Origin of the sequence: Brevibacillus fluminis (assembly GCF_003710825.1) — a bacterium.
Classification (GTDB): domain Bacteria; phylum Bacillota; class Bacilli; order Brevibacillales; family Brevibacillaceae; genus Brevibacillus_D; species Brevibacillus_D fluminis.
This window is the reverse complement of record NZ_RHHQ01000004.1, coordinates 17,392-36,792: the sequence shown is the minus strand read 5'-3', so window position 1 is coordinate 36,792 and position 19,401 is coordinate 17,392. Positions and strand designations below refer to the sequence as shown.

Sequence of the window (19,401 nt, the reverse complement as noted above, 5' to 3'; positions counted from 1 at the left end):
GGAGGTTTTACCATGACAAAAGCAGATATCATTCTTTCGAGTCAAGCCGTTTTTACAGGTCTAGGTGATCATCCTTATCCTGCATCTATTGCAGTCAAAGGAAACAAAATTGTTGCGGTTGGCGACTCTACGGAAATACAACCCTTTATCGGGGCTCACACAAAATCATTTGATTTTGGAGATCAACTTATTACAGCCGGATTTCATGATGCTCATCTTCATCTATTGTCAGGAAGCTTACATAATAATTTCAGCGTTCATTTACATGCAGCACGTTCTCAAGAGGAAGCCGTCATGATGGTAAAGGATTTTGCTGAAAAAAACCCTATAGATGAGTGGATTATTGGAAGTGGATGGGATAGTAACAATTGGGAGAACAATGATTTTCCCCACCGATCTGCGCTTGATCAAGTGGTGAAGGATCGCCCAGTCTTTTTATTTCACGCGGAATTTCATTATGCATGGGTAAATAGTAAAGCTTTGGAAGTAGCGAATATTACGAGTCAAACAGAGAATCCACCATATGGAATCATTGAAAAAGATCGGATGGGGCAACCAACGGGGATACTCATTGAAAAAGCGATCTCTTTGGTTTCAGAAAAGGCTATGGCATTGTCTGAGGAAAAACTAGAGGAATTGTTAACAGCTTTCCTTCAGCACGCTGCTAAATTGGGTGTTACATCAGTCAATGATTTATATCCTAGCCTTAATACAGGATTTGATCTTTTTAAAAAATTTGATGACGAGGGAAAATTAACTGCACGCATCCATCTCTACCCAGCTTTAAATGACGAGCTTGAACGTGCAAAAAAATTCCGGGATCGATATCAATCGGAGAAATTAAAATTTACCGGATTAAAGCAATTTATTGATGGGGTAGTGACAGGTCATACTGCTTATATGCTTGATCCTTATGTAGATAGGCCTGATACAAAAGGGGAAACGGTTTTTTCTTTGGAACAGTTAACGAAATGGGTGTTGGAGGCAGATAAGGAAGGGTTTCAAATTCGCTTTCACGCCATTGGGGATGGAGCTGTTCATAGTGGGTTAAATATGTTTGCAGAAGCACAAAAACAAAATGGAAAAAGAGATTCTCGTCATGCGTTAGAACATATTGAGATTATTCATCCAGATGATATAAAGCGATTGAAAGACTTAGGGGTTATTGCATCTCTGCAGCCTTCTCATTTAGCCCTCATGCCAAGGACGAGCCACACGACCCGAGTAGATGAGAGGAAATACCCTTATCTTTATCCGGGTGGATCCTTAAAAAAAGCAGGGGCTAAAGTAGCTTTTGGAACGGATTTCCCAGTTGCGTCATTAAATCCGATGAAAGAAATCTATCATGCCGTTACACGAATGGATCATACTGGTGAAAGTACATGGAATGAACAAGAAAGTTTCACAGTGGCTGATGCATTAAAAGCCTATACACAAGGATCCGCTTATAGTGTGTTTAGGGAGCATGAATTAGGTACATTAGAAGAAGGAAAATTCGCAGATATCATCATCATGAATCAAAATATTTTTCAAGCCCCACCAGATGAAATTCTAAACACTAGCGTAGTGGCAACGATGGTCGATGGGAAATTTGTTTACAGTAATTCTGAAAACCATCACTTGTTGACGGTCGAATAAGTTAACCAATCGTTGTTCTTACTGAACACTCGTCACCCGTGGAATGGGTTGTTCTGCTGACATTGTTGAAATAGGGAACAAAAAAGGCTAAATCCTTGATAGAAAAAGGATTTAGCCTTTAGTTTTAGGCAGAAAAGATGGTGTTGCATATTGTAAGGAACTTCAGTACATACTCGAAAACTATCAAAAAAAGCGGACGATCCAAATTCGGATCGATTCCGATGGAAGAGCTGTTTGATTACCAAAAGCTCTAACGTCTCTGGGGTGCACGAGTCTACACGCAAAGCGGCTATCGCCCTTAAGATCAGCCAGCCCACGTTTATAAGGAAGATGAGGCTTTATGAACAAAAAAAGTAACTGATCTAAAAATTGATCGCATGGTCTCATAGTGATCAGAGTATGGATCGGATTTGGTGCGATAACGACTGCAAATGCGAACGTTATCGCATTTTTTTATTGGCACTGTATTTGCAATTATTGGCGAATGAGAGGGGAGGAAAGCCAACGAGAACGCAACTGAAAAACAAGAATAGGAAAAACACGAACCCGTGGCGCGTAAAGAGTGCAATTCAAAACAATCAGCGCGCGAGTCAGCATGAAAGCAGAGACGGAGGCCAAGAGATGAACACGATTCCATTTATAAGAGTTAGTGGTCCAGCAATCGAACGCGGCAGACAATTAGGCGAGCTTGCCAAAGAACAAATCAGCCAAAACATTACGATGTATCGGCAGTATTTTCAAGAGGTGTACCGTGTGGACTGGGATGAAGCAAGAGCCTATGCCACGACGTACGTTCCTTGGATCGAGCAATACGATATGGAAATTATGGACGAGATCAGAGGAATGAGTGAGGGCGCAAATCTGGATCTCCTCGACCTCGTGGTGCTCAATGCTCGCAGTGAGATCATCATTAACATCGGGAAAGCCCATTCGGTTTTGGATGGATGCACATGTTTGGCTGCGACGCCTATCGTCACAAAAGAGCAGGAAATGCTCATCGGCCAAAACTGGGATTGGAATCACCTGATCTCGCCCGGAATGATCGTTGTCGAAATCGATCAGTCGCCAAAACCGACGATTTTAATGGTGACGGAAGCAGGTATCGTTGGAAAAATCGGCATGAACAGCGAAGGCTTGGGCCTGTGCATGAATTTTTTGGGAATGGACGAAGTTAGCGAAGGTGGGGTACCCATCCATGTTGTCCTCAGAGGCATCTTGAATAGCAATACCCTCCCGAAGGCAATTGGACAAATTACCAAACTTCCGCGCGGCACATCAGCCAACTACATGATTGCCCACAAGGAAGGCGAATCGGTGGATGTGGAAGCAACACACAACGATTATGACGTGATCTATCCATTGGACGGGTGCACCACCCACACAAATCATTTTATCGCACCGCGCATGCTCAACATCGAGGATACGAAACGAAACGGGATCCCGGATACGCACTTGCGCCAAGGCGTCGCGACCCGCTTGCTGACTACACAGAGCGGATCGATTGATGCAGAGACCTTCAAGCGAATTTTTACCAACCATGCGGGACATCCGGTTGGCATTTGCCGCCACGGGGAGGCGATGGCGGATGCGGAAGCGGCGGGTACGGCCAAAACCGTATTTTCGATCATAATGAACTTGAACAAGGGCTGCTTTGAACTTACGGCGGGGAATCCATGTGAAAATCCATATGAAACGTACTGTCTGAAGTAGCGCCAACCACTCCACCTCACAAGCCATTCACGTGCCAGCAAGGGCCAATCCTCTTAGCGTTTGCCTTAACGATGGCTTATCGCACGAATGGTTAGAGAAAATTGGAATGGTCGCAGGCGGACGTTCGTTTTTTACAGAGATGGCAGACTGTTTCGAAATCGCTTTCAAACGAGATGATACGAGGGGGTTATTCAGATGAAAAAAATGTCTGGCTTGTTCTTGTCGATGCTTCTTGCAGTTTCAGTTGTCTTTATCGGATGCTCGTCCACATCCCCATCCTCAACTGTGTCTGGCAACCAACCAGCAGCAGAATCCTCCGCAAAGGGAGAAAACCAATTGCGGATTGCCATTTCTTCATCACCGCCCAATCTGGACAGTCACTTGTCCACGCTGGCTATCGTCCAGATTGTCGGCTCCAATCTGTTCGAAACGCTCGTTACGATTGACAAGGAGTACAAGGTCATCCCAATGCTCGCCGAAAAAATCGAGGTGAGCCCGGATGGCAAGACGATTACCTTCCCGTTGCGCAAAGGGGTAAAGTTCCACAACGGCAAGGAAATGGTCGCGGACGATGTCGTGGCTTCCCTGAAGCGTTGGGGCCAGCTCGCATCGACTCGCGCTGCCTTGGACAATGTTGAGATTGTAGCGAAAGACAGTCATACCGTGCAATTTCTCATGAAAGCGCCCAACTCCTCCGTGCTCGGCGCAATCGCTTCTCCTGCACAACCAGCGGTGATCATGCCAAAAGAAGTGATTGATTCCGCGACGAAGCAAGGGGTTAAGGAGTACATCGGAACCGGACCCTACAAGCTCATTGAGTGGAAACAGGATCAGTACATCCACCTGCAAAAATACGCAGATTATCAGGCTGTCGATATGCCTTCGACCGGTTTGGGTGGGAAAAAGCAAGCGAAGATCAATGACCTATTTTACTACATCGTACCGGATCAGGCGACCCGTGTCGCAGGAATGCAGTCGGGCGAATACGATTTTGCCGATGATGTTCCTCTCGACAATTATGACCAGTTGAAAGCAGATCCCAACTTGGAAGCCATCGTTGTCAAACCAAAGCGCAGTAGCATGATTAATTTGAATCTAGAGGGCCATGTATTCGGCAATCAAAAAATGCGTGAAGCCGTCAGTACTGCGCTGGATCGGGATGCGATCATGATGGCGATAACAGGAAATCCTGATTTTTACCGCTTGGATCCGGGGATCTTGTACCGCGAGCAAGCGCTGTACTCAGATGCGGGCAAGGACAAGTTCAATCCGAATAATCCCGAATTGGCAAAGCAGCTGTTGAAGGAAGCGGGTTATGCAGGTCAGGAAGTCAAAATTTTGACAACCAATGCCTACGATTACATGTACAAAACCGGAATTGTGGTCAAAGATCAGCTGGAAAAAGTGGGGATCAAAGTGAAGGTGGAGGTCTATGACTGGCCAACGATGATCGATTTGATTTCCGACGCGAAGAACGTATCGAAATGGGATATTTATACAACCGGATTTATCCTCAATATGGATCCGAGTCAGGCCATGTATTTGGATTCACGCAACAATTTTTCCGGTGGCTATCATAACCCGAGAATGGATGCGTTGCTGGACACATTCAGAACCACGATAAATCCCGCGGAGCAAAAAATGCTTGCAGATCAAATCCAGACGCTTTATTACGAGGATTTGCCGATCATTAAAATTGGCGATCTGCATGCCCTGACCGTTTATAACAAGAAGCTCAAAAACTTTACGTACTTCATCGATATGCCGTTCTGGAATGCTACGGTTCAATAGAGCTGAAGGAGGCTAGTGCCAGTGGGGAGTTATGCGTTCAATCGAATTCTTTCGTTACTACCGGTTTTGGCCGTCGTAGCGATCGTCAGCTTTTTCATTATTCATCTGACACCAGGTGATCCGGCCTCCTTAATGCTGGGGCCGGAAGCGACACAGGAGGATTTAGCCAATCTGCGCGAGCAGCTTGGCATTAACGTCCCTGTCTATCTGCAATTTATCAACTGGTCACTGGGCGTGCTGCACGGGGATTTGGGCTACTCCATCTTTATGGATATGCCAGTGACCCAAGCGATCGGGGACTATATTACACCGACGATTTCCCTCAGTATTATGGCCGAGGTAATCGGCGTTCTGTTTGCCATTCCGTTGGGCATCGCAGCAGCCAGGCGGCGGGGAACGTGGATGGATCAGTCGTTCATGATGATCGCATTGCTGGGTATTTCTATTCCTAGTTTTTGGATGGGGCTTGCATTTATTTTGCTGTTTGCCGTTCAGTTGGGTTGGTTGCCCGCGGCCGGCTACCAGCCGTTATCGAAAGGACTGCTGACTCATCTTTCCTACATGATCCTGCCCGCTCTTTCGCTTGGCATTATGCAGGGGGCCTTGATCGCACGGATGACGCGTTCCTCCATGCTTGAAGTATTGGGGGAAAACTATATCCGCACCGCTGAAGCCAAAGGGCTGAAGCAAAGGATCGTGATTTACAAGCATGCGCTCCGTAACGCTTTTATCCCGATACTGACGGTTATCGGACTTTCATTTGCGACGCTAATCGGCGGTGCTGTCGTAACGGAGATGGTGTTTAATATTCCAGGAATCGGCAAACTGGTGATTAATTCCGTCCTGCGCCGGGATTATGCTGTCATCCAGGGAACCGTCCTGATGGTTGCATGTGCCTATGTTCTGATCAATCTGATCGTCGATTTGCTGTACGCTGTCATTGATCCACGCGTTCGCTTTGAGAAGAAGTAGAAGGGGGGACCATCATGCAGGTACCTTATCAAAAGTCGACAGCGGCGCTTGCGCTTTCCACCGATCTTGCAAAGAAAAATAAGCAGGTGGAAAGAAGAAAGCTTGTCCTCCGGCGGTTTTTCTCGAACCGATTAGCGGTATCTGGTTCGGTTATCGTTGTGTTGTTTCTGATAATTGCGATTTTTGCGCCTCTGTTGGCTACGCATGATCCTCTAGAGATGAAAGTGCAGGACCGTCTGCAGAAGCCAAGCTCACAGCATTTGTTCGGAACGGATGAATTTGGTCGCGATGTATACAGTCGCGTGATATATGGCAGCCAGATTTCGATGCTGGTCGGATTCTCCGTAGTTATCCTTTCCTGTGCGGTCGGACTGGTACTGGGCTTGACGGCTGCGTACTACCGGTCGTTGGATAATTTGCTGATGCGCATATGCGATGGGTTTATGGCATTTCCTGCGATTTTGCTCGCCATCGCCATCATGGCCGCGCTTGGACCGCGTCTTGAGAATGTGGTGATCTCCCTTGCGATCGTGTATACGCCATCCATTGCCCGTGCAGTGCGCTCGGCAGCTATTGTGGTGCGTGAGCAAACCTATATTGAGGCCATTCGCGCTCTTGGTGGAAAAGCTTCACGAACCATCTGGCGCCACATGGCCCCGAATTGCCTGTCGCCACTGATCATTCAGGCCACATTCATTTTTGCCTACGCGGTGATCGCCGAAGCATCTCTCAGCTTTCTCGGTGTCGGAACGCCGCCACCGGATCCGAGCTGGGGCAATATTCTCAACGATAGCCGCATTTTGATCCGACAGGCTTGGTGGATGATGGTGTTCCCTGGGATCGCGATCATGGCGACGGTGCTTGGGTTGAACTTGTTAGGGGACGGACTTCGCGATTTGCTGGATCCCCGCACGAACAAAAGCAACAAAAAATAGGGGGGATTCCGATGGAGCGTGAACCGTTGCTTCATGTTAAAAACCTGAAAACCCATTTTTCGTCGGAACAAAGCCGCGTTACCGCTGTGGACGGGATTACGTTTGAGATTCGTTCGGGCGAAACCGTCGCGCTTGTCGGGGAATCCGGCTGCGGGAAAAGCGTGACCTCGCTTTCGATCTTGCGTCTCTTTCCGCAGCATAGTGGCACTAAGCTGGATGGCGAAATTTGGTTTGAAGGACAAGATCTGCTGTCCTTGACGAATGACGAAATGGAAAAGGTCAGGGGAAATCGCATCTCCATGATTTTTCAGGACCCGATGACATCGTTAAACCCGGTGTACCCGATCGGCGACCAGATTGCCGAAGCGTTTATCCATCACCAGAAAACAACGAAAAAAGAAGCGATGGAACGAGCGATTGAGATGCTGAAACTGGTAGGCATTCCTTCGCCCGAAAAGCGCGTCCATGAATATCCTCATCAGTTGTCGGGCGGGATGCGCCAACGGGTGATGATTGCAATGGGACTGGCGTGCAATCCAAGGCTTTTGATAGCCGATGAACCGACGACCGCCCTGGATGTGACCATCCAGGCGCAGATTCTGGAGTTGATGGAGCGGATCAAGCAGGAGCTGGATATGGGGATCATGCTTATTACACACGATTTGGGCGTTGTTGCGGAGGTTTGCTCGCGTGTGATGGTCATGTATCTGGGGCAGATTGTGGAAGATACGACGGTGGAGCGATTGTTCGAATGTCCCCGGCACCCGTACACAATGGGGCTGATGCAATCGATTCCCCGGATGGATGGAGATCGCAGGGAAAAGCTGCATGTGATCAAAGGCATTGTTCCTTCTTTGCATCACGTGCCAACGGGGTGCCGCTTCGCCCCGCGTTGCCCCTATGCCGATGAAAAATGTGTCCATCAAGCGCCCGACCTGGAGAGCTTTCAATCAGACCATAAAGTGCGCTGCTGGCATCATGCCAAAATCGTTGCAGAAGGAGGGGACGACCGTGCGTTCGATGGCAACTACACATCAGCCACTCTTACAAGTTAATGGGCTCGTCAAGCATTTTCCCGTCAAAAAGGGCCTTTTGGCACCAAAGGAGTACGTCAAAGCGGTGAGCAATGTCACGCTCACCATCCAACGGGGGGAAACCTATGGCCTCGTTGGGGAATCGGGCTGCGGAAAGAGCACGACCGGCCGTTTGATTTTGCGCTTGATCGAGCCTACCGCAGGCAATGTTTTCTTCGAGGGCAAAAACCTGTCCCACATGAGTAAAGAAGAAATGCGGACGATGCGGCAAAAAATGCAGATTGTCTTCCAGGATCCGTATTCGTCGCTAAATCCTCGCATCCCAATCGGCGAGGCGATTGAAGAGGCGATGGGAATTTTTGCGCTTGGTACGGTACGGGAGCGCAAAGAGCGCACGATGCAACTGCTCGATCGCGTTGGCCTGAACGAGGATCAGTATTATCGGCATCCGCATGAATTTTCCGGAGGTCAACGACAACGAATCGTTTTGGCACGTGCGCTCGCCCTGAATCCGAGCTTCGTGGTGTGCGATGAACCGGTTTCTGCGCTGGATGTATCCATCCAATCACAAATCATCAACCTGTTAAAAGAGCTGCAGAGCGATTTTGAATTGACTTATCTGTACATTGCGCATGATCTCAGTGTAGTACGCCATATATCCGACCGGGTGGGCGTTATGTACCTGGGCAATCTGGTGGAAGAATCGCCGACAGACCCATTGTTCCATGAACCGCTCCATCCGTATACAAAGGCGCTGTTATCCGCCATCCCACATCCCGACCCGAAAGGTAAAAGATGGCGAATTTTGTTAACAGGTGAGGTGCCTTCTCCGCTTCATCCGCCTTCTGGCTGCGTGTTTCATACCAGATGCCCCCAAGCGCAAGAGGCGTGCACCCAGGTGATCCCGACCTTGCGCCAGGTGCGTCCAGATCGCAAGGTTGCGTGTCATCTATACGGGTAGGCTTACTCGCATAGCTACAGCCCATCGCAAACTTCTTTCAATCATGAAAGCACGATTTGCTGCCCCAGGCCCATCACCGGTGAAAGCAGCCCTAAATCTGAAAGGAATCAACGTCGGCGATGTCCGCATTCCAATGGTTCCACTAATCGCTGAAGAAACAAACACATTACAAAGCGTACTGCAACAGCTTGGATAATTATTACACAAAGAGAGGCACCTCCCAAAGTGGGTTGGTGCCTCTCTTTGTGACATGACCACTTTTCGACACGGTGTTACTTCGACTCAAAGCAATTCGATGTGTGTTAAAGGAGAATGAATCAGTCATTACAATGACACAATGTCTTTTTCATTCTATAAACCAAAAATGAGAAAAACTCGTTGGTAAATATGTAATCCAAAGACCACTATAAAGACGATGAAAATGAAAATGATATAATGTTATAATGAGTAGCCGATCCTATTGTCTAGATTTCTGCGTAAGTGTGAGTGGATGTAGTAGTAAGAAAGATTAATGTTCACTGAATACAGAAAATGAAGAAACAAATAAGAATTACTGCGATTTCAAGAGAGTTTATGTAATCGTTCCACATGTCATATAGGAAAGTGAAAGGAAAAATAACCGATATCAGAAGGTGATCCCTAAATGGTATCGCGCTAACATAAAGGAGGGGTGGTAATTCTATGAGCATTCGAAACATGCATCGATTTATGATTCTGATCTCTGCACTGATAACATGTGTGCTTGCCATCAATGTTCCAAAAACCAGTGCAGAATCGCCAATCATTCTAGGTTACTACACATCCGACTCGCACAATTCCCTCGCTGCCTTTCATTCTTACATGAACCAAATTTCGACAGATACGTTTAATACGGATGTAAATGGCAACATTATCGGGACGATACCTACAGCAGACGTTTCTTTTGTAAATTCAGTGAACATCTTACCTTACGCTTTGGTATCTAATTATGGGGCAAACGGGTGGGACAGTCAGGTCTCCCATCAAGTGCTAACCAAAACGAAAACGAAAAAAAGATTGATTTCCAATATGGTATCACTTGTGAAAACGAACCATTATCGAGGGATCAACATCGATTTCGAAGCCGTATTGCCGGGTGACCGGACGGCAATGAGTAATTTTGTTCGCGATGTTGCAATACAGATGAAAGCGAATGGATTTTTAACGATGGTCTCAGTTCCTACAATAACGGTCGATGATCCAACTGATGAGTGGTCGGGTGCTTTCGATTATGAAAAGCTCGGGACCTATGCCGATTACATACAGGTTATGACGTATGACGAACATGGAGTTTGGGGGGAACCAGGTTCGGTTGCAAGTAAGCCTTGGATCAAATCTTCCCTGCAATTTGCTCGTACTATGATTCCATCCGAAAAGATTGTAATGGGAATTCCGGCGTATGGGAATGACTGGAACTTGTCTGACCCTACCAATGACAGCAATCAGCTCATCGAGTGGAAAGACATCCCCCAACTCATCGCAGATACAAAAGCAACTCCCAAAAGAGACAGGACTTCCGGTTCCATGTATTTCAACTATACGGCATCGGATGGTTCCAATCATGTGGTTTGGTACGAAGACGTGACCAGCATCAAGCAAAAGACGCATTTTACCCTCACTTATGGTCTTGCGGGTGTTTCGGTTTATGCGCTAGGTATGGAAGACGGTCGTTTCTGGGAAGCGATCTCTGCGGGTTTACAGTAGAAATTTTGGCAGGGGTCAAAGAGAGGCCGATTACCCGAACCAATCGTGGGCAATTCGTTTTTTCCTGTAAATAAAAAGAACAAAAAAGCGGACTCCTTCTAAAAGGCGAGTCCGCTTTTTTCATGCTAGCATTTGCACACCATCAGAACATTTCCATCCGGGTCTTTAAACGTAAACCAATGGTCGTTCTCGATGCCGGTCACCAGCTCGATGCCCTTTTCTTTGAGCAACTGGTACGATGCGTGAATATCATCTGTATTGAAATGGAACAAAGGGGCATTTCTCACAGAAGCGGGGTCAAATATTTTGCTGTCCAGCACTACATTTGTGCCGCCCTGCATTGGCAGGCAATAAATGTGCCCAAACATGATTTCCCCTACTTGGGGTACGTTGAGTAGATCGCTGTACCAATGGCGGGCTCGTTCAATATTGCTGACGGGGATAAAAATAGCACCGATCGCATTTGTTATGGGAGATGACATAAAACCCTCCTACTTGGTTATGTGTGAATGAGGTATATGTTCGGTAACGATATGGGTAATCCTGTTAAACGAATTGTAAAGAATGTGTGTAGTGTTGCGAGATAAGAGTAGATAAGGGAGGGAGGACCTTAAACTTTTAGCGCATTACCTTGATGCTAAAACCCAAGTGTTCAGATTTTGTTCAGACTCGCTTGATACACTTAGTGCAGGTCAGCATGGAGTAATGCCAGAAATTTTCCTCAGAAGGGCTACAGGGGATCCCTTTGCTTTATTCTTTCAGGGAGTTGCAATTGATTGCGACTCCTCTTTTTTTGGGCATAAAAAAATCCATAACGGCACTTATGACCATTATGGATTGATGGATTAATAGGCTACGGTTTTGGAAATGAAACCAACCAACGTATTTCCATTTGCGTCTTTAGTGGAGCCATAATAAAAACCATTGCCCTCACCAACGATTGTTACCGCAGTTCCTTTAACGGCATATCCACGATTCAGGCTTGAAGCGGATGGTGTTGAAAAGAAGTACCCTTTATCAGCTTGAACGTTCACTGTTTTTGCTTTGATTACGGCGTATTGGGCCAACAGTGATTTGGAAATGTAGCCTTGCTCAATAAAAGCATAGCCTTCATACTCGCTGCCTAAATCCTTAATTTCATAACCGTACCAAAGTGAAGTGATTGCGTTGGAATCATACGGACTGGAAAAGACATAGCCCTTATCTACAGCTACGATTGTCTTTTTTTGAACGGTAGGGGCAACTGTTTGCTTCGATTGTGGATTGGAATTGGATGAAGGCTTGCTAGAACCGCTAGCGTGGCTGGAGGACGATCCGTTAGAGGATTTTCCACCATTATGATAGTGGTACTCTCCATATTGTAAGCCCCATTTTTCACAGTTCGTCCTGCATGTGTGACCGCCATTGGCGTCTGTTCTGCCCGGATGCGCCTCGATTACATTAAAAGGCAGAATGATAGATAGGATAAGGAATAAAGTGCACAGTGTTTTTTTCATCGGTATCTCCTTTTTTCGTATATTTGAAAATGATACAAAATGCTTCTCGTGATGTAACTGTCAAAATGAAAATGGATACTAGACCATGTTATGTAAGCCCGTTTACCAAAATACCAAGATCGCATTACGAGCGAAACAAAACATTGTAACAAAACAAAAAAACCTTGATTTCTCAAGGTTTTACGAGCTTATTTATGGAGCGGGTGATGGGAATCGAACCCACGCTACTAGCTTGGGAAGCTAGAGTTCTACCATTGAACTACACCCGCGTGTAAATAATATGTTAATCGTAGAAAACGTTGGTGTCAATACGTTTTTTTCCATTTTGTAACTGTAGCAACAGTTCGTTCATGTTTCCATTCCAGAGCCAATAACTCCCCGCGTTGGTACCCTTAGGAGAAATACTAGGGGATTTTTCTTAGTTTTTTCAAGGGGAGCTGCAAAAATGGCTCCATGATCATTTTGTTCAGTATATGTTCAGTAGGAGAATGCTACATTTTGTGTGGGGAAATAAGTGAAATCTACTGTGAGGAGGATTGAGATTCACGGCTGATGGAACGCCGTGTGCGCTGAAAGGCGCTCGCACGGTGTAGGCTCGTTATAAAACCGAGAGGAATAAGACGAGAATAGCGAGACTGTATCATCTTTGGCATTAGCACCTTACGATTCATATAATAATGGTGCGCGATATAACTTGGACAATGGATCTGGCGCGACATTATATTACAGTGCTCATGCCGAGGGCGTAATTTCCAGTGAAGTAACTCAGGGAACTGCAATTCCAATGTTACAAGATTTCAAAGATAAACTTTATGTGACTACATCCCCGGGTGTCACAGTGACTCTAATAAAATATGCTCCTAGTGGTATGTTTCAAGTTTATATGAGTCCTGGTGCACAAAATGGAGATACTGTTACAGTAAACGCAAATCAATTTGCCGATCAAAATGGTGGTGTATTGTCAGGTACTTTGGTTATTACATTTAATGGGGGGGATTGGATTCCTAGTCTACAATAGTCTTATGTATCAATATTCCCTTAGGAGAAATCATGAGGGTTTTTCTTAGGGAATATCGGGGAGCTGTTAAATCGGCTCTCCTTTTTTCTTTTGACATCATGATATTGCGTCCAGCCCTGTTTCTAGCGGGGCTATTTTTGGTTCCCATCGAGGGAAAGAGGGAGAGAGACATGGATAACATCATCAAATCATCAATTGCAATCGGAGGCGCAGCAGCCTCTTTTCTTTTTGGCGGATGGTCCACACTGCTCAGTGTGCTGCTAGCAGTTGTCGTCATTGATTTTATCACCGACATGGTTGCGATCGCGCACCTGATCGATTCGTCATTGGGCGACCAGAATTTCATTCGGGACGTGACGCTTTTTCTCCCTGGCAAACGAGCTTCTGTTCAACATCGAGAACGATGGCCGCATCGGCCTGCCGGTGACGGAGCTGATCAAGCGCGCCGTGGAAGTGTACAATAAAAACCGACTCATCCTATAAGCCGGCTCTTAAAACGAGTTATTAAGTGGTTGGTACTCCAGGAGGAGTAAAAGCAGGTGGGATCGTCAACCATCCTCTTTTGCGCATAACGTTCTTGAGAGTGGCGCCGAAGGTTACTTGTTCTGCTTGGAACTCTGTCCACATTAACCCAACATCATTTCGAACCGCTTGAGCAGCTGAAGTCGCAGACGCGATAACAGCAGTGGTAACCTTTTAGGCTGCCGTATTTGCAATTTCTACATCAGTTGCTCTCACACCTAAAGGGACAGATGCTGCGTCAGATTCAGGCTTACTCGGTGAAGTTGGAGGCAACGGAACACCTTCATGTTTCATGAAGTCTTCAAGACGCTTAGCTTGACTGGTACACATGTCAATTGCCTTGTGTAAAATTTGTCGTAATTCCTCATCTACGGTCGTGTTTAAGGCAACTTGTTCAATAACGATTGATTCTTTAAGTGATCCTAGATAAACCCAACAAGCCATTGCCTCACCAATATGTAGAGGTTGATCTGGAACTTTTTCCATTAATGCATTCATTGTAGTTGCTACAGCCTCTAATACACTCGGCATTACTATCACCCCTGAGCTTATTATGGGCTGCTTGAAAAAAAGAATGCGTGAAAGCAAATCATACGTAATTTAAAAAAAGAGTTAGGGAAGAAACGGATTCGATGTAATTTTCGCAGCACCCACCTATTGTGAAGAAAGCGAGTAGGAATTTTGTTCGCTGAAATTACAGTCATAGACTGACGATACGTTAGTAATCTAACGGGCAGGATGCTCCAAGTACTGAGATTGTTTGGCACCAGCATAAAGGATCATCTTCCCCACAATGAGGGAAAAGGCCTCCCGTATATGTAATTCTATCTTTATCTGAATGAAGTACATGATAGTCGGTAATCCCTTCGTTGAATGGGATGTCATACTCTTTTACTTCCATGTCCGACCACTTTCCGCTCCAGGAACAGATACTGCACTTTAGACTCTCTTCCGAAAAAAGCGGTGCATTCTGGATGACGATTATACAATCTTTACTGTAGGTATTACACGAAGGACAATTGTGTACTTTCATAATTCATCACCTCACATCAACATCATAAAGCAAAAGGAAGAAAAAACAATCTTCTTGGCGGCATTAGTAACGATATCTTAACAAAACGGTGATTGTGAGGAGGGACTGACTTTACAAAACACACGATTTGTTAAATGTGTATCATGGGTTCAAAACATTTCTTGCCAAATACGTAAAGTCTCCTCACTTTACAGCTTTATCCTATTCTAAACGAGGTTGCACTTAAATGAAGGGTGTTTTAGGCAGGGAGTTAACACATCATTACTTTTGAGAAGGACAATAACGTCTTTGTAAAAAAATACCCCCTCTCTAAGGGAGGCCACTGAAAAAGTCCACTTTTTTCAGAACAACAAAACAGTCAAAGAAAAACGAGCCTATAGAATCGCTTCTAAGGCTCGTTTCTCGTATAGGGAGATAGATTTGTTCCCCCTAAAACCTTTGTTTTTTCCAAGAACGCCAGTTTTTCAGTGGCCTCCTCTAAGGAAGTGGGACTTAGAGGGAGGGGAAGTGGAGCCTAAGAATTGATCGTGTTGCTGACGTTAAGCGTGAACGAGTTCAGGGGTCTGCAGATGAAGTGGTGGCTGAACTAACCAACCTTTTTCCTTGTTAATACGTAAAAGTCTTGCTCCATATTGGGCTTTCGCCATATGGAATTGTCCGAATAACATGGCAATATCCTCTCGAATACATTGTCCGATAATTTGGCTGCAAGCAACCAATCCTGCTGCAATGTTTATTGAAACGGCAGCTGCAATTTCAGGATCGTTAAATCGTGCACCGACGGGGATACTTTCTAGGTTTGCAATGGGGCGCTCTGGTGGAGCTGGAGGCAACCCAACTCCATTTACCTTCAAGAGGTTCTCGACTTGATCGATTTCTTGTTTCATAGCTACGGTTATGTCTTCCAAGAAAGTACGAAGATCCTTGTCCCCGGTATGGTTAATGAATGTTTGATATGTTACTAACAAACCTTTAGTTACTGTGAGGTAACTCCAAACACCAAAAACTTCACCATAGTGCATAGGTTCATTTTGAGGATTACCACTTAAGATTCCCATTAACATCCTCCCAGAATTTAATAAGGTTTTCATGTCCATATGGGTTCTCCTAACTGTTTCATTAACCCGTTTACTATGGTTTACCTAGGGGTGAATTGTTATGCAGGAAATTTTATCAACATAAATCCTGGGTAACATTTTATGCGTTGCGTTATTTGTCCACAAAAAATCGCTGATCTTCTTGATCAGCGATTTTTCACCTTCGAAAAATGCAAACAAATTATCCAGTTTGTTACCCGTTCAGTTTCTTTGCCAAATCCACGATTTTTTTGCTTTGCAATAAGTGCTCCATCTGCTGCTCGGCGTCCAACACGACCTGTTGGATCAGACACTCGCTACCGTGGTTGAAGCTGCATTCGAAAAGCGAGGTGGTTCCTTCAATCGCATGGATGACATCCAGGAAGGAGATATCACTCTGGCTTCGCTTGAGACGGTACCCTCCGTTTGCACCGGAGACAGAATGAATCAATCCTGCCTTGACCAGCTTGGTCATCATTTTGGATAAGTACGTTTGTGAAACGCCGAGTTTCTCAGCTAACAGTTGCACGCTCATCGGTTTATCCGGCGCTTCCGCGATCAGGAATAGCATCGCATGGAGCGCATAATCGGTTGCTTGTGAAAACTTCATGGCACACCTCTATGATCGACTTTACACATCCATGATATAGGCGAAGGGGGGAAATTGCAAGCGGGGGAGTAGTCAAAGGCTCGCCACTTTACATAACCCTGTCATGAAAATGGAGACTTGACTTTTGATTCATTTTGAGGATATTGTAGATATGTTAAGTCTGTTATTTTGCGTCAAAGCATTGATTACACGACGTTCAAAATAACGTGCTTTCCATCATTAAGGCTCTTTTATTGTATTATTAACGACAAAGAGGGTCTTTAATATCTTAGAATTGAAGGAGATGACCTTTATGATGTACGATTGTGCCATCATCGGCGGCGGCCCAGCAGGGCTTAATGCAGCTTTGGTACTTGGACGGGCAAGACGCAGTGTAGCACTGATTGACAATGATCGGCCGAGAAATGCGGTTACGCATGCTTCACACGGCTTTCTTACACGCGACGGTGTGACTCCGACCGAATTCCGCCGCATTGCGTATGAAGAAGTGCTTCGCTATCCATCTGTGGCACATTTGCCGACAGAGGTTATTTCGGTTTCCAAAAGCGAATCCGGATTCGAATTGACACTCACAGCAGGCGTGACGGTCAATGCGCGAAAGGTGATTTTGGCAACAGGGGTGAAGGAGATTTTTCCACAGATAGAGGGTTTTTATCCGGTGTATGGAAAAAGCCTGTTTAACTGCCCTTACTGCGATGGCTGGGAGATGCAGAATCTCCCGCTCGTGCTCGTTTCCGAACAGCAATCGGTCTATCATATGGCCAAATTACTACTCAATTGGACCGATGATTTGGTCGTATGCACAAACGGGAAGATGATCCTGACAAATGAGCAAAAAACACGACTGCTGGCAAACGGAATTGTTCTGATGGAACAACCGATTTCGGCTTTTATCGGCCAAAACGGGCAGCTCACGCATGTCATTTTTGAGGACGGTACACAATTGCAGAGAGCTGGCGGGTTCATCATGCCCCGATTTGCCCCAGCCACGCCATTTGCCGAACAGCTTGGCTGTGAAAGAGCGGAGTCAGGAAGCTGCATTACGGATGCATCGGGAAGAACTTCAGTTCCTGGCGTATTTGCAGCTGGAGATGCGGCGTATTTCATGCCGTCCCAGCTGATCCTTGCAGCCGCTTCCGGGAGTCGAACGGCGACCGGGGTCAATCTAGACTTGACCGAGGAGGATTTCAGTTGATGAAATCCCCTAGCACATTCAAAGGGCGCCAGCAACGTCTGAAACGGGTATAATTAATTGGCAGAAGTAAACATTAATTGTGGCGATATACACGTAGCGGAGATCCGACAAAGACGTATGCTTGAAGGAGATACAATGACCGAGAAAACCCATTTGAATGAAGCAGGATGGAATTTTGACAACAGCTATGCACGTCTGCCGGAGGCGTTTTATTCCAGGACAAACCCGACTGCAGTACAGGCTCCAAAATTGATTGTGTTAAACGATAAACTGGCAGCATCACTGGGGCTGAATGCAACGGTGTTAAACAGCGAAGAAGGAGCGGCTGTGTTTGCGGGCAACCAGATCCCGGAAGGCGCTTTTCCGCTAGCGCAAGCGTATGCTGGTCATCAGTTTGGGCATTTTACCATGTTGGGAGACGGCCGTGCCCTGCTGCTCGGTGAACAAATCACGCCACAGGGCGAACGTTTTGACATTCAGCTGAAAGGGTCAGGCAGAACACCTTATTCCCGCAGAGGAGATGGGCGCGCGTCGCTCGGGCCGATGCTACGCGAATACATCATCAGCGAAGCAATGTATGCGCTGGGGATTCCCACGACTCGCAGTCTCGCGGTGGCGACCACCGGAGAGTCCATCATCCGTGAAGAGATGCTGCCCGGTGCCGTGCTTACCCGTGTTGCCGCGAGCCATCTGCGGGTCGGTACGTTTCAGTATGCTGCGGGGCGAGGTTCAGTTGATGATTTGCGCGCCCTGGCAGATTACACGATTGAGCGGCATTATCCACATGTAAAAGATGAGGAGAACCAGTATCTGTCCTTGCTGCAGCAAGTGATCGGGCGTCAGGCTGCATTGATTGCGAAATGGCAGCTTGTCGGCTTTATACACGGTGTAATGAATACAGACAATATGGCGATCAGCGGGGAAACGATCGATTATGGTCCGTGTGCTTTCATGGATGTGTTTGATCCAGCGACCGTTTTCAGTTCCATCGACGTTCAAGGGCGTTACGCCTATGGCAATCAGCCGTATATCGCTGCGTGGAATCTCGCTAGATTCGCCGAAACTCTCTTGCCACTCTTGCAAGACGACAAAGAGCAGGCCGTCAAACTAGCGGAAGGGGAGATTGCTTCGTTCTCGCAATTGTATAACCGTCATTGGCTTTCTGGCATGCGGGCAAAGCTGGGAATCTTTAACGAAGAAGATCAGGATCAATCGTTGATCGAAAGCCTGCTCGGTATGATGGAAAAGCACCGTGAGGACTACACGAATACGTTCCGCGCATTGTCAATCGATAAGCCGGAGGATACAGCAATGTTCGGCACGGAGGAATTTGCGAAATGGCAGGAGCAATGGCAAGCGAGATTGGGCAGGCAACCGGAAGCAAAAACCGCCTCGCTGGAACTGATGCGCAAGAGCAATCCGGCGGTTATCCCGCGCAACCATCGGGTTGAAGAAGCACTTGAAGCGGCGGTAAGGGAAGCGGATTACAGCGTGATGGAACGGCTTCTCGCTGTATTGGCAAATCCTTTTGCGTATTCCGCTGAGCAGAATGACTACGCCGCGCCGCCCGCAGATACAACACGACCGTATCAAACGTTTTGCGGTACATAACAGAGCATAGAGGAAACTATCGTAAAAAAGCTTTGAAATGGCATTCCATTTTAAGGCTTTTTTTGCATACAGACGTT

At 46.4% G+C, this 19,401-nt stretch carries 18 protein-coding genes and 1 tRNA gene; 13 read left to right on the top strand and 6 right to left on the bottom strand.

The window, feature by feature from the left end:
- Nucleotides 1-12 precede the first annotated feature (12 nt).
- The 9 genes from EDM56_RS02420 (at nt 13) to EDM56_RS02380 (ending at nt 10,763) form a co-directional block, all read left to right on the top strand.
- A complete protein-coding gene (locus tag EDM56_RS02420; RefSeq protein ID WP_122916297.1) occupies nt 13-1,638 on the top strand; it encodes an amidohydrolase in 1,626 nt (541 codons plus the stop codon).
- A gap of 621 nt (nt 1,639-2,259) precedes the next feature.
- Nucleotides 2,260-3,348 (top strand): C45 family autoproteolytic acyltransferase/hydrolase, encoded by a 1,089-nt coding sequence (locus EDM56_RS02415; RefSeq protein WP_183192258.1) that lies wholly within the window; start codon nt 2,260-2,262, stop codon nt 3,346-3,348.
- Nucleotides 3,349-3,543: 195 nt separating this feature from the next.
- The gene (locus tag EDM56_RS02410) at nt 3,544-5,139 is read left to right on the top strand and encodes an ABC transporter substrate-binding protein (protein WP_122916295.1); all 1,596 of its coding nucleotides are present in this window, start codon (nt 3,544-3,546) and stop codon (nt 5,137-5,139) included.
- Between the two features lie 21 nt (nt 5,140-5,160).
- Complete coding sequence (locus tag EDM56_RS02405) at nt 5,161-6,111, top strand: ABC transporter permease (RefSeq protein ID WP_221175958.1); 951 nt, start codon at nt 5,161-5,163, stop codon at nt 6,109-6,111.
- Between the two features lie 14 nt (nt 6,112-6,125).
- On the top strand, nt 6,126-7,046 hold the full coding sequence (locus tag EDM56_RS02400; protein WP_122916294.1) for an ABC transporter permease: 921 nt from the start codon (nt 6,126-6,128) through the stop codon (nt 7,044-7,046).
- 11 nt (nt 7,047-7,057) lie between these two features.
- Nucleotides 7,058-8,101 (top strand): ABC transporter ATP-binding protein, encoded by a 1,044-nt coding sequence (locus EDM56_RS02395; protein ID WP_122916293.1) that lies wholly within the window; start codon nt 7,058-7,060, stop codon nt 8,099-8,101.
- Entirely contained in the window at nt 8,067-9,041 is a 975-nt protein-coding gene (locus EDM56_RS02390) for an ABC transporter ATP-binding protein (RefSeq protein ID WP_246009257.1), read from the top strand. Before EDM56_RS02395 ends, EDM56_RS02390 begins: the two co-directional genes overlap by 35 nt.
- Before the next feature lie 43 nt (nt 9,042-9,084).
- Nucleotides 9,085-9,237, top strand: coding sequence for a dihydrodipicolinate synthase family protein (locus EDM56_RS02385; RefSeq protein ID WP_246009232.1), 153 nt, complete (start codon nt 9,085-9,087; stop codon nt 9,235-9,237).
- A 485-nt stretch (nt 9,238-9,722) separates the two neighbouring features.
- Nucleotides 9,723-10,763, top strand: a complete 1,041-nt coding sequence (locus EDM56_RS02380; protein WP_122916290.1) for a glycosyl hydrolase family 18 protein — start codon at nt 9,723-9,725, stop codon at nt 10,761-10,763.
- A 125-nt stretch (nt 10,764-10,888) separates the two neighbouring features.
- Here the strand turns inward: EDM56_RS02380 and EDM56_RS02375 are convergent, their stop codons facing one another.
- The 3 genes from EDM56_RS02375 to EDM56_RS02365 all read right to left on the bottom strand — a co-directional run bounded on the left by EDM56_RS02375 (nt 10,889) and on the right by EDM56_RS02365 (nt 12,528).
- The gene (locus EDM56_RS02375) at nt 10,889-11,245 is read right to left on the bottom strand and encodes a VOC family protein (protein ID WP_122916289.1); all 357 of its coding nucleotides are present in this window, start codon (nt 11,243-11,245) and stop codon (nt 10,889-10,891) included.
- Nucleotides 11,246-11,608: 363 nt separating this feature from the next.
- Nucleotides 11,609-12,259, bottom strand: coding sequence for a YHYH domain-containing protein (locus EDM56_RS02370; RefSeq protein ID WP_122916288.1), 651 nt, complete (start codon nt 12,257-12,259; stop codon nt 11,609-11,611).
- Between the two features lie 195 nt (nt 12,260-12,454).
- Nucleotides 12,455-12,528: transfer RNA gene (locus tag EDM56_RS02365), tRNA-Gly, on the bottom strand.
- 425 nt (nt 12,529-12,953) lie between these two features.
- Here EDM56_RS02365 and EDM56_RS31140 point away from each other — a divergent pair.
- Together EDM56_RS31140 and EDM56_RS02360 are read left to right on the top strand one after the other, a co-directional pair.
- On the top strand, nt 12,954-13,277 hold the full coding sequence (locus EDM56_RS31140; protein WP_148040350.1) for a hypothetical protein: 324 nt from the start codon (nt 12,954-12,956) through the stop codon (nt 13,275-13,277).
- Between the two features lie 170 nt (nt 13,278-13,447).
- On the top strand, nt 13,448-13,741 hold the full coding sequence (locus EDM56_RS02360) for a phage holin family protein (protein WP_342772366.1): 294 nt from the start codon (nt 13,448-13,450) through the stop codon (nt 13,739-13,741).
- 232 nt (nt 13,742-13,973) lie between these two features.
- Here the strand turns inward: EDM56_RS02360 and EDM56_RS32165 are convergent, their stop codons facing one another.
- The 3 genes from EDM56_RS32165 to EDM56_RS02340 all read right to left on the bottom strand — a co-directional run bounded on the left by EDM56_RS32165 (nt 13,974) and on the right by EDM56_RS02340 (nt 16,518).
- Nucleotides 13,974-14,330, bottom strand: a complete 357-nt coding sequence (locus EDM56_RS32165) for a DUF3231 family protein (RefSeq protein WP_122916286.1) — start codon at nt 14,328-14,330, stop codon at nt 13,974-13,976.
- 1,041 nt (nt 14,331-15,371) lie between these two features.
- On the bottom strand, nt 15,372-15,890 hold the full coding sequence (locus EDM56_RS02345) for a DUF3231 family protein (protein ID WP_122916704.1): 519 nt from the start codon (nt 15,888-15,890) through the stop codon (nt 15,372-15,374).
- Between the two features lie 232 nt (nt 15,891-16,122).
- Entirely contained in the window at nt 16,123-16,518 is a 396-nt protein-coding gene (locus EDM56_RS02340) for an Rrf2 family transcriptional regulator (protein WP_122916285.1), read from the bottom strand.
- Nucleotides 16,519-16,810: 292 nt separating this feature from the next.
- On the opposite strand from EDM56_RS02340, the gene EDM56_RS02335 reads away from it, so the two are divergent.
- Entirely contained in the window at nt 16,811-17,713 is a 903-nt protein-coding gene (locus EDM56_RS02335) for an NAD(P)/FAD-dependent oxidoreductase (protein WP_122916284.1), read from the top strand.
- A gap of 135 nt (nt 17,714-17,848) precedes the next feature.
- A complete protein-coding gene (locus tag EDM56_RS02330) occupies nt 17,849-19,324 on the top strand; it encodes a protein adenylyltransferase SelO (RefSeq protein ID WP_122916283.1) in 1,476 nt (491 codons plus the stop codon).
- The last annotated feature ends 77 nt before the right edge of the window (nt 19,325-19,401 follow it).